The organism is Amycolatopsis sp. NPDC047767, assembly GCF_040704195.1.
In the GTDB taxonomy this organism is placed as follows: domain Bacteria; phylum Actinomycetota; class Actinomycetes; order Mycobacteriales; family Pseudonocardiaceae; genus Amycolatopsis.
This window is the reverse complement of sequence record NZ_JBEYSJ010000014.1, coordinates 128,211-151,014: the sequence shown is the minus strand read 5'-3', so window position 1 is coordinate 151,014 and position 22,804 is coordinate 128,211. Positions and strand designations below refer to the sequence as shown.

Sequence of the window (22,804 nt, the reverse complement as noted above, 5' to 3'; positions counted from 1 at the left end):
GTTCATGCCGGGTTCACGGCCACGGACGGACGGAGTCACCACCGGCGGCAAGAGTGGGCGGGCTCCCGTTCCGGCAAGAAAGGACCCGCCCATGAGACTGCGCAGAACGTTGGTGGCGCTGACGCTGACCGCCGCGGCCGCGACGACGCTGACCGCGCCGGCGATCGCGGACCCGGCGCTCGACGTGACCGGCAGCCAGCAGGTCGCGCCCGGTGTCCGGCTTTCGTCTTTCACGACCGCTTCGGCGAGTGCCGCGACCATCCAGGGTGAGCTGCTGACCGTCGACCTGCGCAACCCGCGCGTCTCCGTGGACCTGCTGCACCCGCCGGCGGTGGCGCAGGCCCAGACGGTGTCGCAGATGGCGAACGCGCAGGGTGCGGTGGCCGGCGTGAACGGCGACTTCTTCAACAACACCGAGGCCCAGCACCCCGGCGTCGCCTTCACCGACTCCTCCGACGGCCCCGAGATCGCCGACCGGCGCGTGCTCAAGGCCGCCGTCCCGAACGGGCAGCGGTTCGGGCCCGGGATGCCGCCCGGGGTCACGACGGAGGCCGTGCTCGGCGTCGGCGTCGACCGGGTGGCGCGGCTGGGCACGGCGCACCTGGAGGGCAGCGTCCGCATCAAGTCGGCCACGTACTCGCTCGGCGGCCTGAACCAGTACGCGATCCCGGTCGGCGGCATCGGCGCCTACACCAGCGCGTGGGGCGCGACGTCCCGCGCCCGCTCGGTCTGCGGCACCGACACCAGCCGCGGCGCCGCGTGCAGCACGGACACGACCGAGGTGACGCTCAAGCACGACCGGGTCGTCGCGGTCGGCGGTACCGTCGGCGCCGGCGCGATCGCGCGCGACGAGACCGTGCTGGTCGGGCGTGAAGGCGGCGCGGAAGCGCTGCGGACGCTCCAGGTCGGCCAGCACGTCACGACGCAGTACGCCCTCTCGACCGGGCACGGCGTCCCGTTCCGCTTCGCGATCGGCGGCTTCCCGATCCTGCGCGACGGCACCGTGGTCGCCGGCCAGGACGCCAAGACCGCCGCGGTCCGCACCGGCGCCGGCTTCAGCGCCGACGGCCACACGTTGTACCTCGTCGCGGTGCAGGCGAAACCCGGCACCAGCGGCGGCATGACCACCCCCGAGGTCGCCCAGCTCCTGCAGCAGGCCGGCGCCGCCAACGCCGTCAACCTCGACGGCGGCGGCTCGACCTCACTCGTGGCCCGCGACCCCGGCGCGAACACCGTCACGGTCCGCAACCACCCGACCGACGCCGCGGGCGAGCGTTCGGTCGCGAACGGAATCGGGGTCTTCGTCCGCTGACGCTCGCCAGGCCCGGCTGCCTGCGCAGCCGGGCCTTCGCGTCAGATGAGAGGATCGTGACGGCGGTCACAGCCGGCCGATGTCGGAGCCGCGCCGCGGGCTCCGTCCCAGGGGCACGAGCGGCCACGAGGGCCGCGCGACACGGGAGGCAACCATGACGATCCGCCGATTCGACCACACCGGCTTCGTGGTCGAGGACCTCGCGGCCGCCGTCGCGTTCTTCGTCGAACTGGGGATGGAGCTGGAGGGCGAGACCAAGGTCGAGGGCGAATGGGTGAACCAGCTCGTCGGCCTCGACGACGTCCGGGCCGACCTCGCCTTCCTGCGCGTCCCGGACGGCGGCGGCCGCATCGAGCTGTCGGCGTTCCGCTCGCCGCTGCCCACCGCGCCCGCGCCGCGCGCTCCGGTCAACGTCCCGGGCATCCCCCGCCTCACCTTCGTCATCGACTCCGTCGACGACACCCTCGACCGCCTGCGCGCCCACGGCGCCGAGCTCGTCGGCGAGATCGCGCGGTACGAGGACTACTGCCGCTACTGCTACGTCCGCGGTCCGGCGGGTGTGATCATCGGGCTGGTCGAGGAACTGGGCTGACGCCCTTGCCGGATGCGTTCGCACAGGCCCGGCGCGCGGACGCATCCGCGGTTCAGCGCACCCCGAGCAGCGCCGCGATCCTCGGCGCCTCGGCGGTCTTGAACCGCACCTCCACGCGGCCGCCGCGATCGGCGTGGAAAGTGGCCGGCTCGTACCCCAGCACCAGCCGCCGCTCCCCCACCCGGACGGTCACGCCGAAGGGCCGCCCCTCGCGCAGCGGCACGTCGAGGTGCCTGCCCTTCTGCTCACCGCCGGTGAGCCACACCAGCAACCGCCGCCGCGTCACCACGAGCGCGCCCGCCGTCGCGTCGACCGCCCCGAACCGCCACACCCCCGGCGCCCGATAACCGTGGTAGCGCACGGATCCGGTGAGCCCTTCGGCCAGGTACACGACTCCCTCGCCCTGCACCTCGGCCCGCACCGCCCCGGGCAGCCGGCCGGATCCGAGCAGGGCCCGCGCGAAGAAGTTCACGCTCCCACGGTAAGCACGCAGCGCGCGCCCGCGAGGGCACTTTCACCGCCCTGACAGTCGACTCGTCACACATCGCGGCCGGCGGGTACGCCGAGCGGCGTCTGCTGGAGAATCCGGCCACGGTGTGCTGCCTTGAGCCCCGCCGCAAATCTGCCGCGCGCCGAGCCGGTGCATGAGGTCGCCGATCACCCGGCGCACCGGGGATGCTGAAGGGCATGCGCAGGTAGGCACTCAGCACGTTGACGATCGTTTGCCGTTGGCTCGGGTTGTTCTGGTTGAGGCGTTCCAACGCAGAAAGACCGGCAAGACGCACCGGAGCTTTGTCCGAGCCGAGTTGCGCAGCCGCCGTGGTGTACAGCTCGGTGATCCGGCGCGCGTCCGCGTCGGCCTCGGTCGCGTCGGTGACCCGCTTCTGCTGCTCCTGGTCACGGTCCTGCTGCCGCAAGCCGAGCTCGGCGTGTCTGAGAGCGATCTCGGTGGCCCGCTGTCGGCGGGCGGCGAAGAGCGGCGCCTCGTACTGCTTCCCGCCTTTGCCGGCCGTCAACAAATCCGCCCCACTACGCCGGTTCCTCATACCGGATCTCGTACCTCGCCGCGATCGGGTTGACCTTCCGTGGATCCAGCGCCCCGTCGGTCAGTACCGAGGGGCCGGCTTCGAACAGGTCCTCCAGGTAGCACTCCCAGCCGCCCGGGGAGGAGATCTGCAGGACGCGCGGTGGTGGTGCCGAGACGGCGCGCAGGGCGTGCGGGATTCCGTGCGGCAGCAGGACGAACGTGCCCTTGGTCGCGGTGAGGTGGCGGTCGTCGAAGTCGACGCCGAGTTCGCCGTCGAGCACGTAGATGCACTCGTCGGCGACGTGGTGGGTGTGCCGGGGGATGTCGCGGGCGAGGACGACCTCCAGCAGCGAGAAGCGGCCTTCGGTGTCCCCGGTCAGCGCCTTGGCCGCGAACGCGGGCGGCAGCGGCACGCGCCCGGGCCGGGCCTCGCCGGGTTCGAGCAGCAGGAAACGATCACCGGGCATGGCTGGTCAGCCCCCATCGTGTCATAATCGGAACCGGAGTCCTAATCCGTTTCTTCATCGAGTGTACGCACGGGAGGATCGCCGATGTCAAGCTCGCCGGCGCGCAAGCCGAGGGTCGACGCCAGCCGCAATCGAGCCCGCATCCTGGCGGCGGCCCGTACGCTGCTCGCCGAGCGCGGTGACGAGGTGCAGCTGCCCGAGATCGCCCGCGTGGCCGGGGTGGGCGTCGGCACCGTGTACCGGCACTTCCCCACCCAGGGCGACCTCATCGAGGCCGCGGCCGAACTGCGCTTCGCCGAGATCGAGGACTTCGCCCGCACCCGCCTGCTCCGCGCCGAGCCCGGGCACGCGCTGGCCGGCTACCTCCAGCACGTCGGCGAGGTGCTGGCCGCCGACCGCGGGCTGTCGGCGTCGCTCGAAGCCGCGCGGCGGTCGGCGGGCAGCGACCCGCGGGGCGAGAGCCGGGCCCGGCTCGAGGCCGTCGTCGGAGAGCTCATCGAGCGCGACCGCGGAGCCGGCGCGCTCCGCGACGACTGCACCGTCGCGGACGTGTACATGATCGTCGGGTCGATCTCGGCGACCATCCGCAGCGAAGCGGGTGATTGGCGCCGCCTGCTCGACATCGTCGTCGAGGGACTGCGCCCGCGCCCCTGACGGAAAGCGCCTTCACCGGTCGTCGACCCTCGTTAGGGTGGCCGTCATGACGTCACGACCGGCTCCGGCCACCTTCGTAAGGCGCTTCGACCACGTCGGCATCACCGTCGCCGACCTCGACGCAGTGACCGCGTTCTTCGTCGGCCTCGGGCTGGAGGCCGACCCGAAGATGGCCGTCGAAGGCGAGTTCCTGGACACGGTGATCGGCATGACGGGAGCCCGCACCGAGATCGTCATGCTGCGAGCGCCGGGCGGAGGGACGACCTTGGAGCTCTCGAGCTTCACGCGGCCGGACCACCTGCCGGGTTCGCCCGCCGCGCCGGCCAACGAGCTCGGCCTGCGCAACGTCGCCTTCGAAGTGCAGGACCTCAACGCCGCAGTTGACCATGCCGCGGCCGCCGGCTACGGCCTCGTGGGCGGCATCGCCGAATACGAAGGCGTGTGGCGGATGGCCTACGTCCGCGGGCCCGAAGGAATCATCGTCTCGCTGGCCGAGCACATCGAGAATAGGGAGACCTCATGAGCACGACCGTGACCGACGAACAAATCCAGGCCCTGGCAGCGACCGCGAAGCCCTACAGCGTGGCGCTCCTCCGGTGGGGACCGGAGCGGACCACCGCCGGCGCGGACACCATCGAACTCGAACACCAGCGCCGGATGGTGTCGCTGCGCGCCGACGGAGTGATCGCGATCCTGTGCCCGGTCGCCTCCGACACCGTGGCCGGCGTCGCGATCATGACCGTGCCGGCCGAAGAAGCCGCGCAGATCATGGCCGAAGACCCCTGCGTGCGAGCCGGGATGATGCACTGCGAGGTCCACCCGTGCCACGGATTCCCTGGAGACGCCCTGCCCGCGTGAACGATCCGGCGTACCCGTGGCAGTGCCGGTCAGGAACCGTGGGCCATTCGCGAAACGTCGTCCCACTTCTCCCAGCCTTCGAGGCGGTGCGCGTACTCAGCGCGCACCTCGTCCAAGCCTCCGACGCCGAACAGGACCCGCAGGGGCGGCTCTTCGGCGTCGACGAGTTCCAGCACGGCCCGGCCGGTGGCCGTGACGTCGCCGGGGACGATGTGCGCGGCGCCGGAGAAGAGGGCCTGGCGGGCATGCGCATAGGCGGCGTCCTCGCGGGCTTGGGGTGAGGAGCTCATCAGTCCCGAGGGGAAGACGATCGGCTCGATGAGCGTCACCTTGATGTTGTAGGGCGCGACCTCGGCGGCGAGCGACTGGCTGATCGCCTCCAGCGCCCACTTCGACGCGTGGTACAGCCCGAGCGCCGGGTACGCGACAACCCCGCCGAGCGAGGAAACCTGGAGAATGCGTCCACCCCCTCGGGCACGCATGCCCGGCAGGACGGCCCGGGTGGTCCACAGTGGACCGAAGTAGTTCGTGTCCATCTGGGCGCGGGCCTGCTCGTCGGTGACTTCTTCCACGGCGCCGATGAGCATGTGGCCGGCGTTGTTCACCAGCACGTCGACGCCACCGAAGTGCGCCTCGGCCGTGGCCACGGCTTCCCGGACGGCCGTCGCGTCCTTCACGTCGAAGCCCAGCGGCAGCACCTGGTCGCCGTACTTGTCGACGAGCGGCTTCAACGACGCGGCATCCCGGGCCGTCGCCGCGAGGCGGTCGCCGCGCTCCAGAACGGCCTGCGCCCACGCAGCGCCCAGTCCGCGCGACGCCCCGGTCAGGAACCAGGTCCTCGTGTCGTGTTCGGTCATGACGTACTCCTCCGTCGTGGTGGGTGGGCGCTTCCGGCCCCTCACTCACCACTGTCCGATGCGGACGGACACCCAAGCAGAGCGAGCTGTTCCCGGGGACCGTCGATCCCTGGCTGACCGACGGTGCCCCGGGGGACACTGGGCCCATGGATTCCGGACCGCTCTCCCACTTCCTGCGGGTGAGCCGCGAGGCACTCACCCCAGCCGCGGTGGGGATCGTGTCCGCGACGCGGCGCCGCACCCCCGGCCTACGCCGCGAAGAGGTCGCCACCCGCGCCGGCATCTCCACCGACTACTACACCCGCCTCGAACAAGCCCGCGCCCCACAACCAACCCCGTCGGTCCTACGCGGCCTGACCCGCGCACTACGCCTGACACTCGACGAACGCGACCACCTCTTCCGCCTCGCCGGACACACCCCACCCGACCACCTCCTCGCCGACGACCACGTCTCCCCCGTCCTCCTCAGCCTCCTCGACCGCCTCCACGACATGCCCGCCCAAATCATGACCGACCTCGGCGAAGTCCTCGCACAAAACACCCTCGCCACCGCCGTCTTCGGCGACCACACCCGGCTCGACGGACCCGACCGCAGCGCCGTCTACCGGTGGTTCACCTCGCCGGAGCTCCGGGCGGCCTACCCGCCCGAGGACCAGGCCCAGGAATCCCGGATGCTGGCTGCCGACCTGCGCGCGGCCCTGGTGCGGCGAGGCGACGCGCGAGCCCGCGCACTGGTCGACACGCTGCTGCAGAACAGCCCGGAGTTCTCGCGCTGCTCGGGGTGCTCGGCGCCAGCCAGGACCACTGACAGCCGACTGCTCCCCAAATAGGACACTTATTCGACGATCGTCTTCAAAACGTGGCACATGCCATACTGAAGACGAGCTCGTTGACGGAGGTGGTCGGTGAAAGCCCGCTCTTTGATGTTCGACCTGTTCGGCGACTACCTGCGCTACCGGGGCGGGGAGGCCCGGCTGCGCCACCTGGTGGCCCTGATGGCGTGTTTCGACATCCCCGAACCCACGGTGCGGGTGGTCGCCACCCGCCTGCGCAAGGAAGGCTGGCTCACCAGCCGCCGCGAAGGCCGGGAGACGGTCTACGCGCTGAGCGAGACGGCCTGGCACATGCTCGACGAAGGGCGCGACCGCATCTTCGACCGCGTGCGCGGCCCGTGGGACGGGCAGTGGCACATGGTCATCTACTCCGTGCCCGAGTCCGAGCGCGCCCTGCGCGAGCAGCTGCGCAAGAAGCTGGCGTGGTTCGGCTTCGGCCCCCTGTCCTCGTCGGTGTGGCTGAGCCCGCACGACCGCGCGGACCAGGTGCGCGAGGCGTTCGCCGGCGAGCCGTCGGCGCGCCTGGACGTGTTCCGGTCGCAGTCCGGCGGCCCCGAGGAGGACCGCGACATCGCCGCGCGGGCCTGGGACCTCGCCGACCTCGACCGCGACTACGCCGCGTGGCTGGCCGACCTGCGTCCGCGCCTGCCGCGGTACCGCTCCGGAACGCTGCCGGGCGCCGAAGCGCTGGCCGAGCGCATGCGCCTGGTCTACGAGTACCGCCACTTCCCGTTCCGCGACCCGGACCTGCCGCCGGAGCTGCTGCCGGCGGGCTGGCACGGACGCCAGGCCCACGACGCCTTCCTCGAGGCCCACGGCCTGCTGCGGCGGGCGGCCGAGGCATACGTCGACGAGCTCATCGAGCAGGACGCGCCGGCGTCGGAGAAGGCGGGCTGACTCGGCAACCTATGCCACTTTGTAGACGGACGTCTTCAGAGTGTTGTACGTTTGAGGCACAGCGCGCCGACGCGGAGGCGTGCGTGATCGACGTGGAGCACTCGTCGCGGCATCGGCCGGTCCCTCGGCGACCACGGCGACGCCACCGCGACGACCCCGTCACGAAGGAGGAGACGCCGGCATGACCTCGACGCCCGAGCTCACCGCGGAGGAGAAGGCCCAGCTCGACGAGCTGTACGCGGCCTTCGACGCGGCGCACATGACTCCACTGTGGACACAGATCGGCGGCTTGATGCCGACCAGCCCGCGCCCGGACGCCGTGCCGGCGCTGTGGCAGTGGTCGACGCTGCTGCCCCTGGCCGAGCGCGCGGGCGAACTGGTCCCCGTCGGCCGCGGCGGTGAGCGCCGGGCTATCGCGCTGCGCAACCCGGGCCTGCCCGGCACGCCGTACGCGACACCGACGTTGTGGGCCGCGATCCAGTACCTCGGCCCGCGCGAAGAGGCGCCCGCCCACCGGCACACCCAGACCGCGTTCCGGTTCGTGGTCGAGGGCGAGGGCGTGTGGACCAATGTGGAGGGTGACGCGGTCGCGATGCGCCGCGGCGATCTGCTGCTGACCCCAGGCATGCACTTCCACGAGCACCACAACACCACCGGCGAGCCCATGGCGTGGATCGACGGGCTCGACATCCCGCTGGTCCGCTACCTCGACGCCGGCTTCTTCGAGTTCGGCCCCGATGTGCTGTCCACCAAGGAAACCCCGGCCGTCTCCCGCAACGAGCGCCTCTGGGCCCACCCCGGCCTCACGCCCGTCGGCGCACCCACCCCCAAGGCGTCTCCCCTGATGGCCTACCGCTGGGAGCACACCGACGCGGCCCTGCGCGCCCAGCTGGAACTCGAGGACGAGGGCCACCCCGGTGTCGTCGAGCCCGGTCACGCGGTGGTCCGCTTCACCAACCCCGCCACCGCCGGCGACTGCCTGTCGACCATGCGCTGCGAAATGCACCGCCTGCGCCCGGGCGCTTCGACCGCGGCGGTCCGCACGGCGGGATCGGCCGTGTGGCAGGTGTTCGACGGGTCGGGTGAGGTCCGCGTCGGCGCCGAGACCTACCCCGTCGGCAAGGGTGACCTGTTCGCCGTCCCGTCGTGGGTGCCGCTGTCCTTCCGCACCGAATCGGGACTCGACGCGTTCCGGTTCTCCGACGACCCCGTGTTCGAGGCCCTCGGCCTCTCCCGCACCGCCCGTGAGGAGGCTTCCGCGTGAAGCTCGCGACCATCCGCACCCCGAGCGGCACCACGGCCGTCCGGGTCGACGACGACGCCGCGGTCGAACTCGGCGCCCCCGACCTCGGTGAGTTCCTCTCCCTGCCCGAGTGGAAAACGGCCGCCGAGCAGGCGAACGGGCCGCGGCACGACCTGGCGACGCTCGACTACGCACCGCTGATCCCGCGGCCGGAGAAGATCTTCTGCGTCGGGCTGAACTACCGCACCCACATCCTCGAGATGGGCCGCGAGCTGCCCGAGTACCCGACGCTGTTCGCGAAGTTCTCCCGCGCGCTCGTGGGCGCCCACGACCCGGTGGTCCTGCCCGCCGGCTCCACCGAGGTCGACTGGGAAGCCGAGCTCGGCGTCGTCATCGGCGCCGAGGTCCGCCACGCCACGCCCGAGCAGGCGGCGGCCGCGATCGCCGGCTACACCGTCGTCAACGACGTGACCGCCCGCGACTTCCAGTACCGGTCGGTGGAATGGTTGCAGGGCAAGACCTTCGAACGCAGCACGCCCGTCGGGCCGTGGCTGGTGACCGACGCCCAGCCCGGTGAGATCACCTGCGTCGTCGACGGAGACGTCATGCAGAAAGCCGACACCGGCGATCTGGTGTTCAGCCCCGCCGACCTCGTCGCCTACCTCTCGCAGCTCATCACCCTCGTGCCCGGCGACCTCATCGCCACCGGCACGCCCGGCGGTGTCGGCCACGCCCGCAAACCACCGCGCTACCTCGGCGAAGGCGCCGAGCTGGTGACGCGCGTCGAGGGCGTCGGCGAGCTGCGCAACACCACGGTCAAGGAGTCCTGATGCGCGTCGCCGTCGCGGGAGGCGGCCCCGGTGGGCTGTTCTTCGCCACGCTGGTCCGGCGGGCCGACCCGTCGGTCGAGGTCACCGTGTTCGAGCGCAACCGGGCCGACGACACGTTCGGGTTCGGCGTGGTGTTCTCCGACCGGACGCTGGCCGGGATCCACGAGGCCGACCCGGTGCTGCGTGAGGCGCTGGCCGAACACGGCCGGCACTGGGACGAGATCGAAGTGCGGCTCAAGGGCGAACGGATCCGCTGCGGCGGCAACGGAATGGCCTCGATCGTCCGCAAGACGCTGCTGGCGCTGATGCAGGCCCGAGCCCGGGACGCGGGTGCGGACCTGCGCTTCTCCACCGAGGTCGCGCTGGAGGATCTCACCGGCTACGACCTGGTCGTCGCGGCCGACGGCACCGGCTCGCGCATCCGCGAGCAGCTCGACCGCCAGGGCTACGGCGACCTGGACACCGCCGTGGAGACCGCGACGGCGAAGTTCATCTGGTTCGGCACCGACTACCTGTTCGACGGGCTGACCTTCGTCCACGAACGCAGCGAAGACGGCGTTTTCGCGGTGCACGGCTACCCGATCTCCGACGAGGTGTCGACGTTCATCGTCGAAACCGACGAACCGTCCTGGCGGCGCGCCGGCCTCGACGAGTTCGACCCGGCACAGCCGCCGGGCGTGAGCGACCTGGTGTCGAAGAACTACCTCGAAAAGCTGTTCGCCGACCAGATCGACGGGCACCGGCTGCTCACCAACAACTCCCGCTGGGGCAGCTTCCGCACCCGCCGCACCCGCCGGTGGCACACGCTCACCCCGCGCCCCGCGGTCCTGCTGGGCGACGCCGTGCACACCGCGCACTTCTCCGTGGGCTCCGGCACGAAGATGGCCATGGAGGACGCGATGGCGCTCGCGGGCGCGCTGGCCGAGCACCCGGACGACCTGGCCGCCGCGCTCGCCGGCTACGAGGAAGCCGCGCAGCCGTCGGTGCGCCGGATCCAGGACTCCGCGCGCCCGAGCCTGTCCTGGTGGGAGCACTTCGGCCAGTACTACGACGTGTTCGAGCCGTGGCAGTTCGCGTACCACTTCCTCTCCCGCAGCATCACCGACGCGCGCCTCGCGCGGCGCGCCCCGGACTTCGTCGCCGCCACGCACCGCGGCTGGGAACGCGAGCACGGCGCCGAACCCCTCGACACACCGTTCTCGGCCGGCGACTGGTCGGTGCCGGGCCGGCTGGTCGAGGTCGAGCTCGCGGCGGACGGCACACCGGTTCGCGCCGCCGGCCTGCCGCTGTCGGCCACGCCGCGGTCCGGCCCGTGGGGCGCGGTCCTCGCCGCGCCCGACCGCGAAACCGGCCTGCCTGCGGCGTACGACTCCCTGACCCGCCTGGCGGGTGCGGCGCTGGTCGCGGTCCACGGCGGGACGGCGCTGACGCGGCTGCTGGTGTGCGAGCGGGCCCGCATGGTCGAAGGGATCCCGGCGCTGCTGGTCGATCCCGGGCTCGACCGCGATCAGGCGCTCACCACAGTGCTGTCCGGCCGCGCCGACCTGGTCGGTGGTGTCGCGTGAGCGGCCCCGGACCCGGGCTGAGCCCGCTGTTCGCGCCGCGCGGCATCGCCGTCGTGGGGGCGTCGCGGTCGCCCGGCAAGCTCGGCGCGACGCTGGCGCGGTCGCTGGCTCCGTTCGCGGCCCGCGGCGGGCACCTCGCGCTGGTCAACAGCCGCGACGAGACGATGCACCCGACGGTCCGCGCCGCGGCCGACGCCGGCCCGGTCGACCTCGTGATGATCTGCGTTCCCGCGGCGGCCTGCGCCGGCGTGGTCGCCGACGCCGCGGAGGCGGGTGTCCGCGCGGCGGTCGTGTGCGGTGGCGGGTTCGCCGAGGCCGGCGGGCCGGGAATCGAGTACCAGCAGCGGATCGCGAAGATCGTGGCCGAAACCGGCATCCGGGTGCTGGGTCCCAACACCAGTGGTTTCCTCGCGCCGCACGCGGGCGTGACGGCGAGCTTCGTGCCGGGCGTCGCGGGCGTGCGGCCCGGCCGGGTGGCCGTGGTCGCCGCCAGCGGCGGGGTCAACCACGCCGTGTCGTTCCTGCTGACCGAGGCCGGCCACGGCGTCAGCCTCGCCGTCGGCCTCGGCAATGGCGTGGACGTGAGCGCCCCCGACGTGCTGGAGCACCTCGCCGACGACGAGCACACCGGCGCGATCGCCCTGCACGTCGAGTCGGTCGCCGACGGGCCCCGGCTGGTCGACGCCGTCCGGCGGGTGACGCCGCGGCGTCCGGTGGTGGCGCTGGTGGTGGGGCGCAACGACATCGGCGCCTTCGCCGCCTCGCACACCGGCGCGCTCGCCACGTCCTGGCGGACCACCCGCGCCGCGCTCGCGCAGGCCGGTGCCGTGCTCGTCGACGACGAACGGGAGCTCGTCGACGCCGTCGGCGCGCTGTCGGTCGTTCGGGCCCGCCCCGCCGCGGACCCCAGCGTCGGCGTGGTCACCGCCCAGGCCGGCCCGGGCCTGCTGCTGCTCGACGACCTGCGCGGACGCGGCGCCCGCATCCCCGAACTGGCGCCCGCGACCCAGCAGCGGCTGAGCGAACTGCTGCCCCCGTTGACGTTCCAGCGCAATCCCGTCGACACCGGCCGCCCCGGCCCGGAGCTGGGCGACATCCTCGCGACCGTGAGCGGCGACCCCGGCGTCGACGTGATCGCGGGCTACGCGCTGCACGAACCCGACGCGGTCGACCTCGTCGCCGCGGTCAAGGGGGGCCGTACTCCTGGTGTACCGATGGTCCTCGGGGTCGGAGGTGCAGGAGACCAGGTGACCGCGGACCGGCGGGCCCTGCTCGACGCCGGGGTCGCGGTGGCGACCGACGCCCGCGGCGTCGCGGCCGCCACCAGCGCGCTGCTGGCCGACGCCCGCGCCCAGGCGCGGCCGGCCACCGGCGTCCTCGACCGCGAGGTGCCCACCGGTGTCGCCGGTGCCCACGACGAGCACCAGGCCAAGAACCTGCTCGACGCGCTGGGCATCACCACGATGCCCCGGCGCGCCTGCGCGAGCCGGACGGAAGCGCGCGCGGCGCTCGACGAGCTCGGCGGCGCGGTCGCGGTGAAGATCCTCGACGCCGCGGTCCTGCACAAGACCGAGATCGGCGGGGTCCACCTCGGCGTGAAAACGCCCGAGGAGCTGGAGGTCGCGCTCGACGCGCTCGACGCCGCCGGCGCCCGTCGCTACCTCGTCGAAGCGATGGCACCGTCCGGGGTGGACCTCGTGCTCGGAGTGCGGCGCGATCCGGTGTTCGGCCCGGTCGCCGTGCTCGGGCTCGGCGGGACGACCGCCGAGGCTCTGGCCGACGTCGCCGTGCGGCTCGCGCCGCTGTCCCCCGACGAGGCCGCCGGCATGGCCGACGAGCTGGCCGGGCGCGCTCTGCTGCACAGCTGGCGCGGTGGTCCCGCCGTCGACCCGGCCGATCTGGGACAGGTGGTCGCGGCCGTGGGCGCGGTCCTCGTCGCCAACCCCGGGATCGACGAACTCGAGATCAACCCCTTGCGGCTGACCCGCGACGGCCTCGTCGCGCTGGACGCCGTGCTCATCGGCAAGGAGGCCGGCGATGCCCAGCCCGATCAGTGACCACACCGTGCCCTGGCCCGCCGCCGACGCCGACCGGTACGTCGCGGCCGGGTACTGGGCCGGGGTCCCGCTCGGCGAGCTCCTGCGCGAGGCCGCCGGGCGAGCCCCGGACGCTCCCGCGCTGATCGACGCGGCCGACGGCACCCGGCTCACCCACGCGCAGCTCGACGAGCGCGCCGCCGCGGCCGCCGTCCGGCTGCTCGACCTCGGCCTGGCGCCCGGCCACCGGATGATCGTGCAGCTGGGCAACGGCTGGGAGTTCGTGGTGCTCACGCTCGCCTGCCTGCGCGCCGGGATCGTGCCGGTGATGGCGCTGACCGCGCACCGGCGCACCGAGCTCGCCTACCTCGCCCGCCACGCCGAAGCCACCGCCATCGCCGTGCCCGACCGGCTGCGCGAGTTCGACCACCAGGCGCTCGCGCACGAACTCGCCCCGGCCGTGCAGGACGTGACCGGCGAAGCCTGGCACGTCCTGGTCGCGGGCGACGAGATCACGCCCGGGAGCGTCGACTTGCGCGCGCTTTGCGGCCCTGCCGTCGATCCCGCCGCCGACCGGGCGCGGCTCGACCCGCTGCGCCCGGACAGCCGGGACGTCGCCGTGTTCCTGCTCTCCGGCGGAACCACGGGGCTGCCGAAGCTGATCGCCCGGACGCACGACGACTACGCCTACAACGCGCGCGCCTCGGCCGAGCTCACCGGGTTCGGCCCGGACACCGGCTACCTCGTCAGCCTGCCCGCGGGGCACAACTTCCCGTTGGCCTGTCCCGGGATCCTCGGCGCGCTCCTCGCCGGCGGGCGCGTGGTCATGCTGCCCTCGCCCGAACCGGTGCGGGCCTTCGCCACCATCGCCGCCGAAGGCGTCACGCACACCGCGGTCGTGCCCGCCGTGGCCGCCCGCTGGCTCGAACACGCCACGGAGCACGGCGCCCGCGAGCTGGCGAGCCTGCGCGTGCTGCAGGTCGGCGGGGCGCGGCTGGCCGACAACCTGGCCCGCCGGATCACGCCCGCCCTCGGCGCGACCCTGCAGCAGGTGTTCGGCATGGCCGAGGGCCTGCTCAACTACACCCGCGTCGACGACAGCGCCGAGGTCATCTGCACCACCCAGGGCCGGCCCCTGTCCCCCGCCGATGACGTCCGCCTGGTCGACGAGCTCGACGCCGACGTGGCACCCGGCGAACCCGGCTCGCTGCTCACCCGCGGCCCCTACACCCCGCGCGGCTACTACCGGGCCGCCGAGCAGAACGCCCGCGCGTTCACCGCCGACGGCTGGTACCGCTCCGGCGACATCTGCCGCATGACCGCCGACGGTTCCCTGATCGTCGAGGGCCGGGACAAGGACATGATCAACCGCGGCGGGGAGAAGATCTCCGCCGAGGAAGTCGAGAACCTCGTCTACCAGCTGCCCGCCGTGCGCCAGGTCGCCGCCGTCGCCATGCCCGACGAGGTGCTCGGCGAACGCGTGTGCCTCTACGTCGTGGCCAAACCCGGCACGAGCGTGACCCTCGAGCAGATCCGCGCGGCGATGGAGGACATCGGCGTCGCCCGGTTCAAGCTGCCCGAGCACCTCGTCCTCGTCGACGAGCTCACCGCCACCAAGGTCGGCAAGATCGACAAGAAAGCGCTGCGCGCGGACATCGCCCAGCGCCTCAGCCAGGGAACCCCGGCGTGACCGGCCGGCACGACCTGGCGGCGACACTGCCCTGGCTGCACGAAGGCACCGCCCACCTGCTGCGCACCGCCGCAGGCCTCGACGACGACGCCCTCCGCGGCGCCAGCCGGCTCCCCGGCTGGACCCGCGCCCACGTCCTCGGCCACGTCGCCCGCAACGCCGAAGCCCTCACCCGCCTGGCGACCTGGGCCCGCACCGGCGTCGAAACCCCGATGTACCCCGACCCCGCCCGGCGAGCCGCCGAAATCGAGGAATCGGCTCGCCGGGCACCCGCCACCCTGCGCGCGGAGCTGGAGTCCACTTCGGACACTCTTGCTTCGGCACTCGGGGCGCTCACCCCCGAAGGGTGGCAAGCGCGGGTGCGCAGCGCCCTCGGCCGTGACATCCCTGCCGCCGAGATCCCGTGGATCCGCATCCGGGAAGTCTGGCTGCACCCCGTCGACCTCGGGACCGGAGCGGCCGTCACCGACCTGCCCGCCGGCGTCGTCGACCTCCTGCTCGACGACGTCACCGCCGCACTGTCCCGAAAGGACGGTTGCCCTTCCGTCACGCTCGCCCCCACCGATCGGCCCACGACGTGGTCCCTCGGCGCACCACCCCGGGCGCGCCGAGTCGACGCACCGGCGGCCGACCTCGTCGGCTGGCTCAGTGGGCGCGCGCCCCATCCCGAGTGGCCCGCACTGCCCGGCTGGCTGTGAACGATGCCGGACTCAGCCGGGCTTGCGGGCGAGGTCGCAGGCGAAGCTCACGGTCTCGGTGAACACACCGCCGTCGTCGTGTGGGCTGAGGCTGGCCGCGAGGTCGGCATCGAACGCGGCGGCCCGGTCGCCGATGACCGCGGGCGGGAGGAACGAGGTGGAGCGGATGTGGCCGGAGAGTTCGGCCAGGCTCCAGTGGTGCTCGGCCGTGAATTCCGCGCGGCCGCAGACCTCGAACCCGGCTGCGGACAGCACTTCCGGATCGGGTCGGTGCGCTCGGTCCGCGCCTTCGGGAATCCGGTGCTCGGCACCGAGCTCCCGCTGCCATCGTGCCAGGGTGGCCGCGAGTGATCGCTGCCAGTCTTCCCCGCCCGCCCAGGGCGCGGAAGACCAGCACAACGCGAGGTACCCGCCGGGAACGAGCCAGTGGAGTATCCGGCGGGCGACGATTTCGCGCTCCAGCCGGTGGAAGGCGTTGCCGACGACGGCCAGCTCGAAGGAGTCCGGCTGTGCGGTGAGCGTCTCGGCGCCGGCGACGATGGGCCGAAGATCCCGCACGCCCCGGTCAGCCGCCTTGACGCGAACGGTCTCGATCATGTCCCGTTCCTGGTCCACGGCCCATACTTCCGCGAAGTGCGGGCTGAGCGGGAAGGCGAGCTGGCCGGTCCCGCAGGCCAGATCCAGCAGGCGTCCGTGCCCGGAGAGGTGGGTGCCGGCCACCAGATGGGCGAGCAGGGAAGCCGGATACGGCAGCCGGTAGCGGTCGTAGTACTCGGCGGTGCCCTGGTAGAGGTCTGTTGCGAAGTGCGCTTCGTTGCTCACCGAGCCTGGCCCTTTCGTCGGCTTCGGCCCAGGTTAGTGCTCGCTGCCGCGGATGCGCTCGAGTGCGCCCGCGCCCGTCGGCGGGGAGCGGGGAGCGGGGAGCGGGGAGCGGGGAGCGAGCCTCGCAAGAGGACCGCGGACCAGGACAGCAGCGAGTTGGCCGCGATGATCACGCCGAGCCGCTTGAAGCTGTCGAGGTGGTCGCGTCGCAACAGGCCGAAGGCATGCTCGTAGCTCCAGCGGCGTTCGTCCAAAGGGGACGCTTCGTGGGCGGCTTCCATCGCGTGCCGCTGCGGGTCAACCCGTCCGGCCCGGCGCAGTCCGATTCCAGCGCGGTTCAAGCCGCGCACCTCACGATCTGCGGAGCACCGTCGCCGTGGTGGGCGCGCTGACCATACCGTCGATTTGCGATCGTCACTGCTACACGATCTCGGCGCGCGGCACCGTTGCGGGCCGTGGATCGCGTTGTAGGTTGGCTTCGCGGCCACCCGAAGCACCGGAGCGGACAATGGATGACGGGCTCACGTTCCACCACAGCCGGATGACGGACGCCCTGAGCCGGCTCATCCGGCTCGCGCACCTGCACGGCAGCGTCGACCTCCGCTGCCTGATGGCGGGGCAGTTCATGGTGGACCACGAGGCCGCCGAGCCGGGGCAAGTGCCGTTCTACCTCGTGCTGGACGGACGCTGCGCGGTGACCACGGATTCGGCCACCGTCACCCTGTCGACCGGCGACCTGCTCCTGGTCTCGCGCGGCGAGGCCCACCAGGTCACGGCACCGTCGGGACGCAAGTTCCGGTTCAGCGACGAGTCGGGGCCGATGTTCACGACCCGGCGGACGGTCGGCGTGAAGCCGGATCTGGACCTGTTCTGCGGGCATTACCATTTCGACACCGCGGCGGCCGAGTTGCTGTTCCGTCTGCTCCCGGCGCTGGTGCACGTCACGCCGGACACCGCAGCGACGACACTTGCCGATCTTCTGCGCGACGAAGCCCGTTTCGCGGGCCCGGGGAGCGCCGCCGTGGTGTCCGCGCTGTGCGATGCGATGCTGGCCATGGGTCTGCGCAGCCGCCCCGAACAGCGCCTGGACACGCCCGCGTTGTGGACCGCCCTCGGCGACGAGGCGCTGGGGAAGGTGGTCTCGGGAATCGTCGAGCGGCCCGGGGACTCCTGGACGATCGGATGGCGGAGACGGCGTCCATGTCACGCTCCACTTTCCTGCGCCGGTTCACCGCTCGCACCGGCACCACCGCCGCCACCCTGCTCACCACGATCCGCATGATGGTCGCCGCCGACCTGCTGACGAACTCCGACCGCTCGATGTCCCGCATCGCCGGCGACGTCGGATACAGTTCGGAATCCGCGTTCTCGCAAGCGTTTCGCGCCACCGTGGGCCTGTCGCCCGCCCAGTACCGGAAGAACGCGGTTCACCACGAGTGACGGCCCGCACGGTCGTGAACCACTCCCGTGGCCGAGGCGGAACACCCTCACCTCGGCCACGGGAGCCGGGAAATCACCGATGGAGCCGGAACCTCGGTCAGGCCTGGAAGAACTCCAGCAGGTCGGCGTTGATGACGTCGGCGTGGACGGTCGGCATGCCGTGCGGGTAACCCGGGTAGATCTTCAGCGTCCCGTTCTTGACCAGCTTCACCGAAAGCAGGGCCGCGTCCTCGTAGGGGACGACCTGGTCGTCGTCTCCGTGCCCGATGAAGATGGGCACGGTGATCTTCTTCAGGTCCTCGGTCTGGTCGGTCTGGGAGAACGCGACGATGCCGTCGTAATGGGCGTTCGCGGCACCGTTCATGCCCTGGCGCCACCAGTTCTGGATGATCGCTTCGGACGGTTCGGCACCGGGCCGGTTGTAGCCGTAGAACGGGCCCGAAGCGACCGCGCGGTAGAATTCCGAGCGATTCGCGAACAGCTGCGCCTGCAAATCGTCGAACACGCTCTTCGGCAGACCACCCGGGTTGGCTTCCGTCTTCAGCATCAGCGGCGGAATGGCGTTGAGAATCGCGGCCTTCTCGACCCGGGACTCACCGTGCCGGCCGAGGTAGCGCACGACCTCGCCACCGCCGGTCGAGTGTCCGACGTGGATCGCGTTGCGCAGGTCGAGGTGGGCGGTCAACGCCGCCAGGTCGTCCGCGTAGTGGTCCAGGTCGTGCCCGTCGCCGACCTGCGACGAGTGGCCGTGACCGCGCCGGTCGTGGGCGATGACGCGATAGCCGTGCTGCAGGAAGAACAGCATCTGGGTGTCCCAGTCGTCCGACGACAGCGGCCAGCCGTGGCTGAACACGATGGGCTGCCCGGTCCCCCAGTCCTTGTAGAAGATCTCGACACCGTCGGCGGTGGTGATCGTCGGCATGGTGTGCTCCCTATCCTTCGACGCGAGACGGGCAGGCCCGTCGACTCTCGACAACTCTTGCGGCGCCCCGGCGGGCGAGGGACCGTCAAATGACTGGTCCGTCGACGGTCTCGAACCGCCGATATCCGGCCTTAATGGACACCGCGGCGGTCAACGGCGCCGGGACCGGCCGAGCACGGCCGGCAGTACCTTTTCGGCCTGCAGCACCCACGCCTGGTAGAAGCTCAGCCCCTCGCTCACGCCGACCCGCCTTCACCGGTGCGGCGCGATGAACTCCCCGATGAACCCGTCGACCTGCGCGCCGCCCCGACGACGACGAACCGGCCGCCGACGGCCGGCCGGCCGGATTCGCGCGACAACTGTCACAGGACTGGCTTGTCCCGCCCCTGCCGCGCATCGTATGCGGTCAGGGCGTCCCGCAACGCGGCCCGAGAATTGATGCCCAGCTTGGGGAAGATCTTGTACAGGTGATCGGCCACCGTTCGGTGCGAAATGAACAACCTCTGGCCGATCTGCCGGTTGGTCAACCCGGCACCCGCCAGCTCGGCGATCTCGCGGTCCCGCGGGGTCAGCGTCGCCGAGACGTCCGGCGAGGAATGCCGCAGCAGGTCCGTGGCCCGGAGCTCGACGTCCGCCCGCGCACGCCACGGGACCGCGCCCAGCTGGGAGAACGCGTTGCGCGCCAACGCCAGCTGCTCGCGAGCCGCGTTCGTGACGAACATCCGTCTCAGCCGTTCCCCGTAGGCGAGGCGCACGCGGGCCAGATCGAACGGCCACCGGTCGAGCTCCTCGCCGGACAACGCGGTCTCGAACCGTTGGCGCACGACGTCGTTCGCCGCGGTCATGGCCAGTACCCCATCGGCCACCAGGCCCAGCCGCGGCGACAGCCGGTCCGGCCGGGCCCCGCGCAGGGCCTCGGCGTGCGCGGACGCCTCGGCGGTCAGCCCCAGGGCCAGGCTCGCCTCCACGAGGTCGAACGCCGACCACAAGGCGATGCCCCGATACGGCGCCAGCTCGCCCGCAGGGCTGACGCGCGCCGCGTGCCGGTAGGCGGCGTCGTGGTCGCCCGCCGCGAGGTCGGCCAAGGCCCGCGCCTGCGCCGCGAGGTGCGTGATCCCGCCGGCCTGGTGCGCCACGGCCCACCGCGACATGTCGTCGGTCAGCTGCCGGGCCGCCGCCACCTCACCCCGCCCCGCGGCCATAAGCGCGCGCACCCAGTGGAAGGTCCAGGTGTGCACCCTGAGCCCATGCCGAGCGCAGAGCGCGATGCCCTCGTCCGCCGCTGAACACGCCTCGTCCCAACGGCCCGTGAGGTACCCGTCGACCCCCGAGAGCACGAGCTCGCTCAACCGGCGCCGGACCGGTGCGCGGCCGGTCCCGCGGGATCGCGTGGATCGTTCGGACGACGACCGCAGGTGCGACAGCCGGTCCGTGAACACCGCGGCCGTGCCGATCCGGATGAGCCGGCCCGGGTCCTGGTCGGCGTCCGGGGCGCCGAGCAGCGTGTCGAGCGCGGTGAGGTCCGCGTCCGACGCGCGGGCGGGGTCGGCGAAGACCGATGCGTTCACGCGCAGCAGCGGCGGCGGCTCGGGCTTCACCTGGCGGACGAAGGCGTGGAACGTCTGCCATGCCTCTTCCGTTCCGACGTACCAGCTGATCACCATGAGGTTCAGCAGCGCCTCGAGCAGCGCCGGGTCGTCGGCGTCGAACCCGTGGTCACCCGCCTCGATCGCCCCGGCCAGGAGCCGGTGCGCGGTCGTGAGGTCGCCTTCGGTGTTGATCAGCAGGTGCGCCGCCGCAGCCGCCCCGGTCAGGGAGCGGGTCACCGGGGAACTGTGCCGCCGGGCGTCGTCGAGCAACCGGCCGGCGGTGGTCAGTTCGCCGAGCGCGTCGGCACGGAGGTAGGCGGCTTCGGCCAGCCGGCGGCTCCGGTCCGCCGGGTCGCGGCCGCGCCAGCGCGTTCCAGCACTCGCACGGCATGGGCCACGTGCAGCGGATTGCCCCAGCCGCCCTCGCCGTCGACGATGATCGGCACTTCCACGAGCGGAGCCAGCCGGCGCACCTGGTCGGCCATGTCCTCCAGGCCGAGGTAGCCGATGTCGGGCACTCCGTACTTGGTGGCTCCGGTCGCGTAGCTGCCCACGTACGCGGCTTGGAAGCCGAGTTCGCGGACGAGCAGCGCGGAAATTCCGTCGTGGACACTCGGCACCGCAAGCGGTTTCGCCGCCGCGATCGCGTGCCGGAGGGTGTTCGCCATGGTGGATCCTTCGTGAGTTCGTGCGGGCGGCAGGGGCGGGGAGCTCGCCTACCGCCAGGGGAGCACCTGGTGCTCGCGCACCAGAGCGCCGTAGTGGTCGGGATTCACCGGGCCCTGCGCCAGCTCCAGCAGAGCGACGGCCGCCTCGTCCGGGGTCGGCGCGCCGCTGACGTCCCACCACACCGACGAGATCCGGGTGTTGATCATCCCCGGGCACACGGCGCAGACGAGCACCCCGCGCGCCAGGTCGCCGTCCCGGCGCTGTGCGGCGAGGGTGCGGACCGCGGCGACCTGGCCGATCTTGGAGGGGATGTTGACGAACGCCGGCCACGCTCCTCCGAACGCGCTGCCGTCCCGCACCGCGTCACGCCACGCGGCCACCGCCGCGTCCACGTCGTCGAGCGTCGCGAGGTCGTCGAACTGCCGGTGCAGGACGGGAGCGAGGTACCGCAGGGTGCCGAGTGAGCTGGCGACGACGATCATCCGCCCGCCGTCGGGCAACCGCGGCGTGAACGCCCGCAGCACGCGCGTGGTGCCGAAGTTGTTGACCTGCGTGTAGTCGCCGACGATCGCGCGCGCGTCGTCGTCGGGCGTGACGGCCATGACCGCGTTGTTGAAGACGATGTCGACCCCGCCGTGCCGCTCGGTCAGGGCAGCCGCCAGCTCCTCGGCGCGGTGCGGGTCCGCCACGTCGAACAGTTCGGTCCTCACCTGCGCGCCGAGACCGCCGAGCTCGGCGGCGACCTTGTCGAGCCGCCCGCGGTCACGTCCGGTCGCGTAGACCACGTCGTCGGGGCCGAGGCGCTGGGCAAGGCCCTTCACCAGAGCCAGGCCCAAGCCCTGGGTCGCCCCGGTGACGAGTGCAACGCGCGGTCGGTCCGTCATGTTCTTCCTCCGGTCATCTCTTGCCGTGAACACCAGAATGCCGGGGAGAAATGCGTGCCGCACCCCGTTGTTTGGGTGTCTGTTGTGCTAGTGCCGCCGCTACCTGGGTAACGCGGCCAAATGCCCTGTGGGCGCGATCTCTGCCGTTTCTTCGGCAGGCAGGAAAACGATCAGTGACTGCTGCTCGTTCTGCGCGTCCATCAGTTTGAGGCAGTCCAGGTCGACGCGGCCGTGACGCGGGTGACGCAGTTCCTTTCGGGCCGGGGAGAACCCGCTCACGCTCTGCTCGGCCCACAGCTCACGAAACATTTCGGACGCTTCTTCCAGGCCGCGGAGCAGTTCGCGGCCCCGCGGATCGTCCGGATGCCGCGCCAGCGCCACCCGCAGCGGGTTCACCACGTAGGCGGGCTTCGGGTGCAGCTCGCGCACCAGCCGGCTCAGGAGCGGGTCGACGCACCGCGGTTTCGGCGGAGCGGGCGGAAGGGCCAGCCCGGCCAGGGTGAACAGATGCGCCCGCTCCGACGGGGACAGCCGGAGGGCGCGGGCCAGGCTCTCGACCACCTGGTGACTGATGCTGATGTCCCGGCCCTGCTCGATCCAGGTGTACCAAGTGACGCTCAGGCTCGCCAGCTGCGCGAGTGCTTCCCGGCGCAGACCGGGTGTGCGCCGGCGCGGGCCCGGTGCGAAGCCGGCCGACGCCGGATCGGTGGCTTCGCGGCGGGCGCGCAGGAAGGCGCCGAGTTCGGTGCGCTGGACCAGTTCGGGCATGCGAAACCTCCCTTCCTGCGCTCGCGAGGACATCACCGTGTGGGCTGCGGAGGGGCCCGCAGCACTCCACGGGTCGAGCGTAGGAGCCGTTGAGCCATGAGGCCAACGAGAGTTCGGCACACCCGGTATGCGGTCTCGTCATGGCTCGCGG

Annotated in this window: 24 protein-coding genes and 1 pseudogene; 15 read left to right on the top strand and 10 right to left on the bottom strand. The window is 72.1% G+C overall.

Features of this window, described 5'->3' with window-relative positions; all coding sequences use genetic code 11:
* The first annotated feature begins 91 nt into the window (after positions 1 to 91).
* The gene (locus AB0878_RS25185; RefSeq protein WP_366582693.1) at positions 92 to 1,312 is read left to right on the top strand and encodes a phosphodiester glycosidase family protein; all 1,221 of its coding nucleotides are present in this window, start codon (positions 92 to 94) and stop codon (positions 1,310 to 1,312) included.
* A gap of 154 nt (positions 1,313 to 1,466) precedes the next feature.
* Positions 1,467 to 1,904, top strand: coding sequence for a VOC family protein (locus tag AB0878_RS25180; RefSeq protein WP_366582692.1), 438 nt, complete (start codon positions 1,467 to 1,469; stop codon positions 1,902 to 1,904).
* Positions 1,905 to 1,956: 52 nt separating this feature from the next.
* Here the strand turns inward: AB0878_RS25180 and AB0878_RS25175 are convergent, their stop codons facing one another.
* The 3 genes and pseudogenes from AB0878_RS25175 to AB0878_RS25165 form a co-directional block, all read right to left on the bottom strand.
* Positions 1,957 to 2,376, bottom strand: coding sequence for a hypothetical protein (locus tag AB0878_RS25175; RefSeq protein ID WP_366582797.1), 420 nt, complete (start codon positions 2,374 to 2,376; stop codon positions 1,957 to 1,959).
* A gap of 208 nt (positions 2,377 to 2,584) precedes the next feature.
* A pseudogene (locus AB0878_RS25170) lies at positions 2,585 to 2,761 on the bottom strand (pentapeptide repeat-containing protein); the annotation flags it as partial.
* A gap of 172 nt (positions 2,762 to 2,933) precedes the next feature.
* Positions 2,934 to 3,398, bottom strand: coding sequence for a cupin domain-containing protein (locus tag AB0878_RS25165; protein ID WP_366582691.1), 465 nt, complete (start codon positions 3,396 to 3,398; stop codon positions 2,934 to 2,936).
* 84 nt (positions 3,399 to 3,482) lie between these two features.
* On the opposite strand from AB0878_RS25165, the gene AB0878_RS25160 reads away from it, so the two are divergent.
* The 3 genes from AB0878_RS25160 to AB0878_RS25150 are packed head-to-tail and all read left to right on the top strand — an operon-like array spanning position 3,483 to position 4,910.
* Positions 3,483 to 4,052: a helix-turn-helix domain-containing protein gene (locus AB0878_RS25160; protein ID WP_366582690.1), complete on the top strand. Its 570-nt coding sequence runs from the start codon at positions 3,483 to 3,485 to the stop codon at positions 4,050 to 4,052.
* Between the two features lie 46 nt (positions 4,053 to 4,098).
* Positions 4,099 to 4,575, top strand: coding sequence for a VOC family protein (locus AB0878_RS25155; protein ID WP_366582689.1), 477 nt, complete (start codon positions 4,099 to 4,101; stop codon positions 4,573 to 4,575).
* Positions 4,572 to 4,910 carry a hypothetical protein gene (locus AB0878_RS25150; RefSeq protein WP_366582688.1) on the top strand — a complete coding sequence of 113 codons (339 nt, stop codon included), beginning with the start codon at positions 4,572 to 4,574 and terminating at the stop codon, positions 4,908 to 4,910. Before AB0878_RS25155 ends, AB0878_RS25150 begins: the two co-directional genes overlap by 4 nt.
* A gap of 29 nt (positions 4,911 to 4,939) precedes the next feature.
* Here AB0878_RS25150 and AB0878_RS25145 read toward each other — a convergent pair whose 3' ends face one another.
* Positions 4,940 to 5,767, bottom strand: coding sequence for an SDR family NAD(P)-dependent oxidoreductase (locus AB0878_RS25145; RefSeq protein WP_366582687.1), 828 nt, complete (start codon positions 5,765 to 5,767; stop codon positions 4,940 to 4,942).
* 146 nt (positions 5,768 to 5,913) lie between these two features.
* On the opposite strand from AB0878_RS25145, the gene AB0878_RS25140 reads away from it, so the two are divergent.
* The 8 genes from AB0878_RS25140 to AB0878_RS25105 all read left to right on the top strand — a co-directional run bounded on the left by AB0878_RS25140 (position 5,914) and on the right by AB0878_RS25105 (position 15,559).
* Positions 5,914 to 6,597: a helix-turn-helix transcriptional regulator gene (locus AB0878_RS25140; RefSeq protein ID WP_366582686.1), complete on the top strand. Its 684-nt coding sequence runs from the start codon at positions 5,914 to 5,916 to the stop codon at positions 6,595 to 6,597.
* Between the two features lie 75 nt (positions 6,598 to 6,672).
* On the top strand, positions 6,673 to 7,497 hold the full coding sequence (locus AB0878_RS25135; RefSeq protein WP_366582685.1) for a PaaX family transcriptional regulator C-terminal domain-containing protein: 825 nt from the start codon (positions 6,673 to 6,675) through the stop codon (positions 7,495 to 7,497).
* A 181-nt stretch (positions 7,498 to 7,678) separates the two neighbouring features.
* Positions 7,679 to 8,761, top strand: a complete 1,083-nt coding sequence (locus tag AB0878_RS25130; RefSeq protein ID WP_366582684.1) for a cupin domain-containing protein — start codon at positions 7,679 to 7,681, stop codon at positions 8,759 to 8,761.
* A complete protein-coding gene (locus AB0878_RS25125; RefSeq protein WP_366582683.1) occupies positions 8,758 to 9,570 on the top strand; it encodes a fumarylacetoacetate hydrolase family protein in 813 nt (270 codons plus the stop codon). The genes AB0878_RS25130 and AB0878_RS25125 overlap by 4 nt, the downstream gene beginning before the upstream one ends.
* Positions 9,570 to 11,135, top strand: a complete 1,566-nt coding sequence (locus AB0878_RS25120) for an FAD-dependent monooxygenase (protein WP_366582682.1) — start codon at positions 9,570 to 9,572, stop codon at positions 11,133 to 11,135. The genes AB0878_RS25125 and AB0878_RS25120 overlap by 1 nt, the downstream gene beginning before the upstream one ends.
* A complete protein-coding gene (locus AB0878_RS25115; protein WP_366582681.1) occupies positions 11,132 to 13,192 on the top strand; it encodes an acetate--CoA ligase family protein in 2,061 nt (686 codons plus the stop codon). The genes AB0878_RS25120 and AB0878_RS25115 overlap by 4 nt, the downstream gene beginning before the upstream one ends.
* A complete protein-coding gene (locus AB0878_RS25110; RefSeq protein WP_366582680.1) occupies positions 13,173 to 14,861 on the top strand; it encodes an AMP-binding protein in 1,689 nt (562 codons plus the stop codon). The genes AB0878_RS25115 and AB0878_RS25110 overlap by 20 nt, the downstream gene beginning before the upstream one ends.
* Positions 14,858 to 15,559, top strand: a complete 702-nt coding sequence (locus tag AB0878_RS25105; RefSeq protein WP_366582679.1) for a maleylpyruvate isomerase family mycothiol-dependent enzyme — start codon at positions 14,858 to 14,860, stop codon at positions 15,557 to 15,559. The genes AB0878_RS25110 and AB0878_RS25105 overlap by 4 nt, the downstream gene beginning before the upstream one ends.
* A 12-nt stretch (positions 15,560 to 15,571) precedes the next feature.
* Here the strand turns inward: AB0878_RS25105 and AB0878_RS25100 are convergent, their stop codons facing one another.
* Positions 15,572 to 16,381: a class I SAM-dependent methyltransferase gene (locus tag AB0878_RS25100; protein ID WP_366582678.1), complete on the bottom strand. Its 810-nt coding sequence runs from the start codon at positions 16,379 to 16,381 to the stop codon at positions 15,572 to 15,574.
* 379 nt (positions 16,382 to 16,760) lie between these two features.
* Here AB0878_RS25100 and AB0878_RS25095 point away from each other — a divergent pair, with 379 nt between their 5' ends.
* Together AB0878_RS25095 and AB0878_RS25090 are read left to right on the top strand one after the other, a co-directional pair.
* Entirely contained in the window at positions 16,761 to 17,663 is a 903-nt protein-coding gene (locus AB0878_RS25095) for a cupin domain-containing protein (RefSeq protein ID WP_366582677.1), read from the top strand.
* On the top strand, positions 17,564 to 17,821 hold the full coding sequence (locus AB0878_RS25090) for a helix-turn-helix domain-containing protein (protein ID WP_366582676.1): 258 nt from the start codon (positions 17,564 to 17,566) through the stop codon (positions 17,819 to 17,821). Before AB0878_RS25095 ends, AB0878_RS25090 begins: the two co-directional genes overlap by 100 nt.
* A 97-nt stretch (positions 17,822 to 17,918) precedes the next feature.
* Here AB0878_RS25090 and AB0878_RS25085 read toward each other — a convergent pair whose 3' ends face one another.
* The 5 genes from AB0878_RS25085 to AB0878_RS25065 all read right to left on the bottom strand — a co-directional run bounded on the left by AB0878_RS25085 (position 17,919) and on the right by AB0878_RS25065 (position 22,653).
* Complete coding sequence (locus AB0878_RS25085; RefSeq protein WP_366582675.1) at positions 17,919 to 18,743, bottom strand: alpha/beta hydrolase; 825 nt, start codon at positions 18,741 to 18,743, stop codon at positions 17,919 to 17,921.
* Between the two features lie 362 nt (positions 18,744 to 19,105).
* Entirely contained in the window at positions 19,106 to 20,569 is a 1,464-nt protein-coding gene (locus AB0878_RS25080; protein WP_366582674.1) for a helix-turn-helix transcriptional regulator, read from the bottom strand.
* Between the two features lie 47 nt (positions 20,570 to 20,616).
* On the bottom strand, positions 20,617 to 21,000 hold the full coding sequence (locus AB0878_RS25075) for an isocitrate lyase/phosphoenolpyruvate mutase family protein (RefSeq protein WP_366582673.1): 384 nt from the start codon (positions 20,998 to 21,000) through the stop codon (positions 20,617 to 20,619).
* A 48-nt stretch (positions 21,001 to 21,048) separates the two neighbouring features.
* The gene (locus tag AB0878_RS25070) at positions 21,049 to 21,885 is read right to left on the bottom strand and encodes an SDR family NAD(P)-dependent oxidoreductase (protein ID WP_366582672.1); all 837 of its coding nucleotides are present in this window, start codon (positions 21,883 to 21,885) and stop codon (positions 21,049 to 21,051) included.
* 99 nt (positions 21,886 to 21,984) lie between these two features.
* Entirely contained in the window at positions 21,985 to 22,653 is a 669-nt protein-coding gene (locus AB0878_RS25065; protein WP_366582671.1) for a helix-turn-helix domain-containing protein, read from the bottom strand.
* Positions 22,654 to 22,804: the final 151 nt, after the last annotated feature.

What these genes read in the sequence shown, in the direction of transcription:
- AB0878_RS25085 (WP_366582675.1), bottom strand. Translation starts at nt 18,743, where the DNA reads ATGCCGACGATCACCACCGCCGACGGTGTCGAGATCTTCTACAAGGAC.
- AB0878_RS25145 (WP_366582687.1), bottom strand. Translation starts at nt 5,767, where the DNA reads ATGACCGAACACGACACGAGGACCTGGTTCCTGACCGGGGCGTCGCGC.
- AB0878_RS25070 (WP_366582672.1), bottom strand. Translation starts at nt 21,885, where the DNA reads ATGACGGACCGACCGCGCGTTGCACTCGTCACCGGGGCGACCCAGGGC.
- AB0878_RS25165 (WP_366582691.1), bottom strand. Translation starts at nt 3,398, where the DNA reads ATGCCCGGTGATCGTTTCCTGCTGCTCGAACCCGGCGAGGCCCGGCCC.
- AB0878_RS25150 (WP_366582688.1), top strand. Translation starts at nt 4,572, where the DNA reads ATGAGCACGACCGTGACCGACGAACAAATCCAGGCCCTGGCAGCGACC.
- AB0878_RS25160 (WP_366582690.1), top strand. Translation starts at nt 3,483, where the DNA reads ATGTCAAGCTCGCCGGCGCGCAAGCCGAGGGTCGACGCCAGCCGCAAT.
- AB0878_RS25185 (WP_366582693.1), top strand. Translation starts at nt 92, where the DNA reads ATGAGACTGCGCAGAACGTTGGTGGCGCTGACGCTGACCGCCGCGGCC.
- AB0878_RS25180 (WP_366582692.1), top strand. Translation starts at nt 1,467, where the DNA reads ATGACGATCCGCCGATTCGACCACACCGGCTTCGTGGTCGAGGACCTC.
- AB0878_RS25140 (WP_366582686.1), top strand. Translation starts at nt 5,914, where the DNA reads ATGGATTCCGGACCGCTCTCCCACTTCCTGCGGGTGAGCCGCGAGGCA.
- AB0878_RS25075 (WP_366582673.1), bottom strand. Translation starts at nt 21,000, where the DNA reads ATGGCGAACACCCTCCGGCACGCGATCGCGGCGGCGAAACCGCTTGCG.
- AB0878_RS25110 (WP_366582680.1), top strand. Translation starts at nt 13,173, where the DNA reads ATGCCCAGCCCGATCAGTGACCACACCGTGCCCTGGCCCGCCGCCGAC.
- AB0878_RS25130 (WP_366582684.1), top strand. Translation starts at nt 7,679, where the DNA reads ATGACCTCGACGCCCGAGCTCACCGCGGAGGAGAAGGCCCAGCTCGAC.
- AB0878_RS25155 (WP_366582689.1), top strand. Translation starts at nt 4,099, where the DNA reads ATGACGTCACGACCGGCTCCGGCCACCTTCGTAAGGCGCTTCGACCAC.
- AB0878_RS25065 (WP_366582671.1), bottom strand. Translation starts at nt 22,653, where the DNA reads ATGCCCGAACTGGTCCAGCGCACCGAACTCGGCGCCTTCCTGCGCGCC.
- AB0878_RS25090 (WP_366582676.1), top strand. Translation starts at nt 17,564, where the DNA reads ATGGCGGAGACGGCGTCCATGTCACGCTCCACTTTCCTGCGCCGGTTC.
- AB0878_RS25120 (WP_366582682.1), top strand. Translation starts at nt 9,570, where the DNA reads ATGCGCGTCGCCGTCGCGGGAGGCGGCCCCGGTGGGCTGTTCTTCGCC.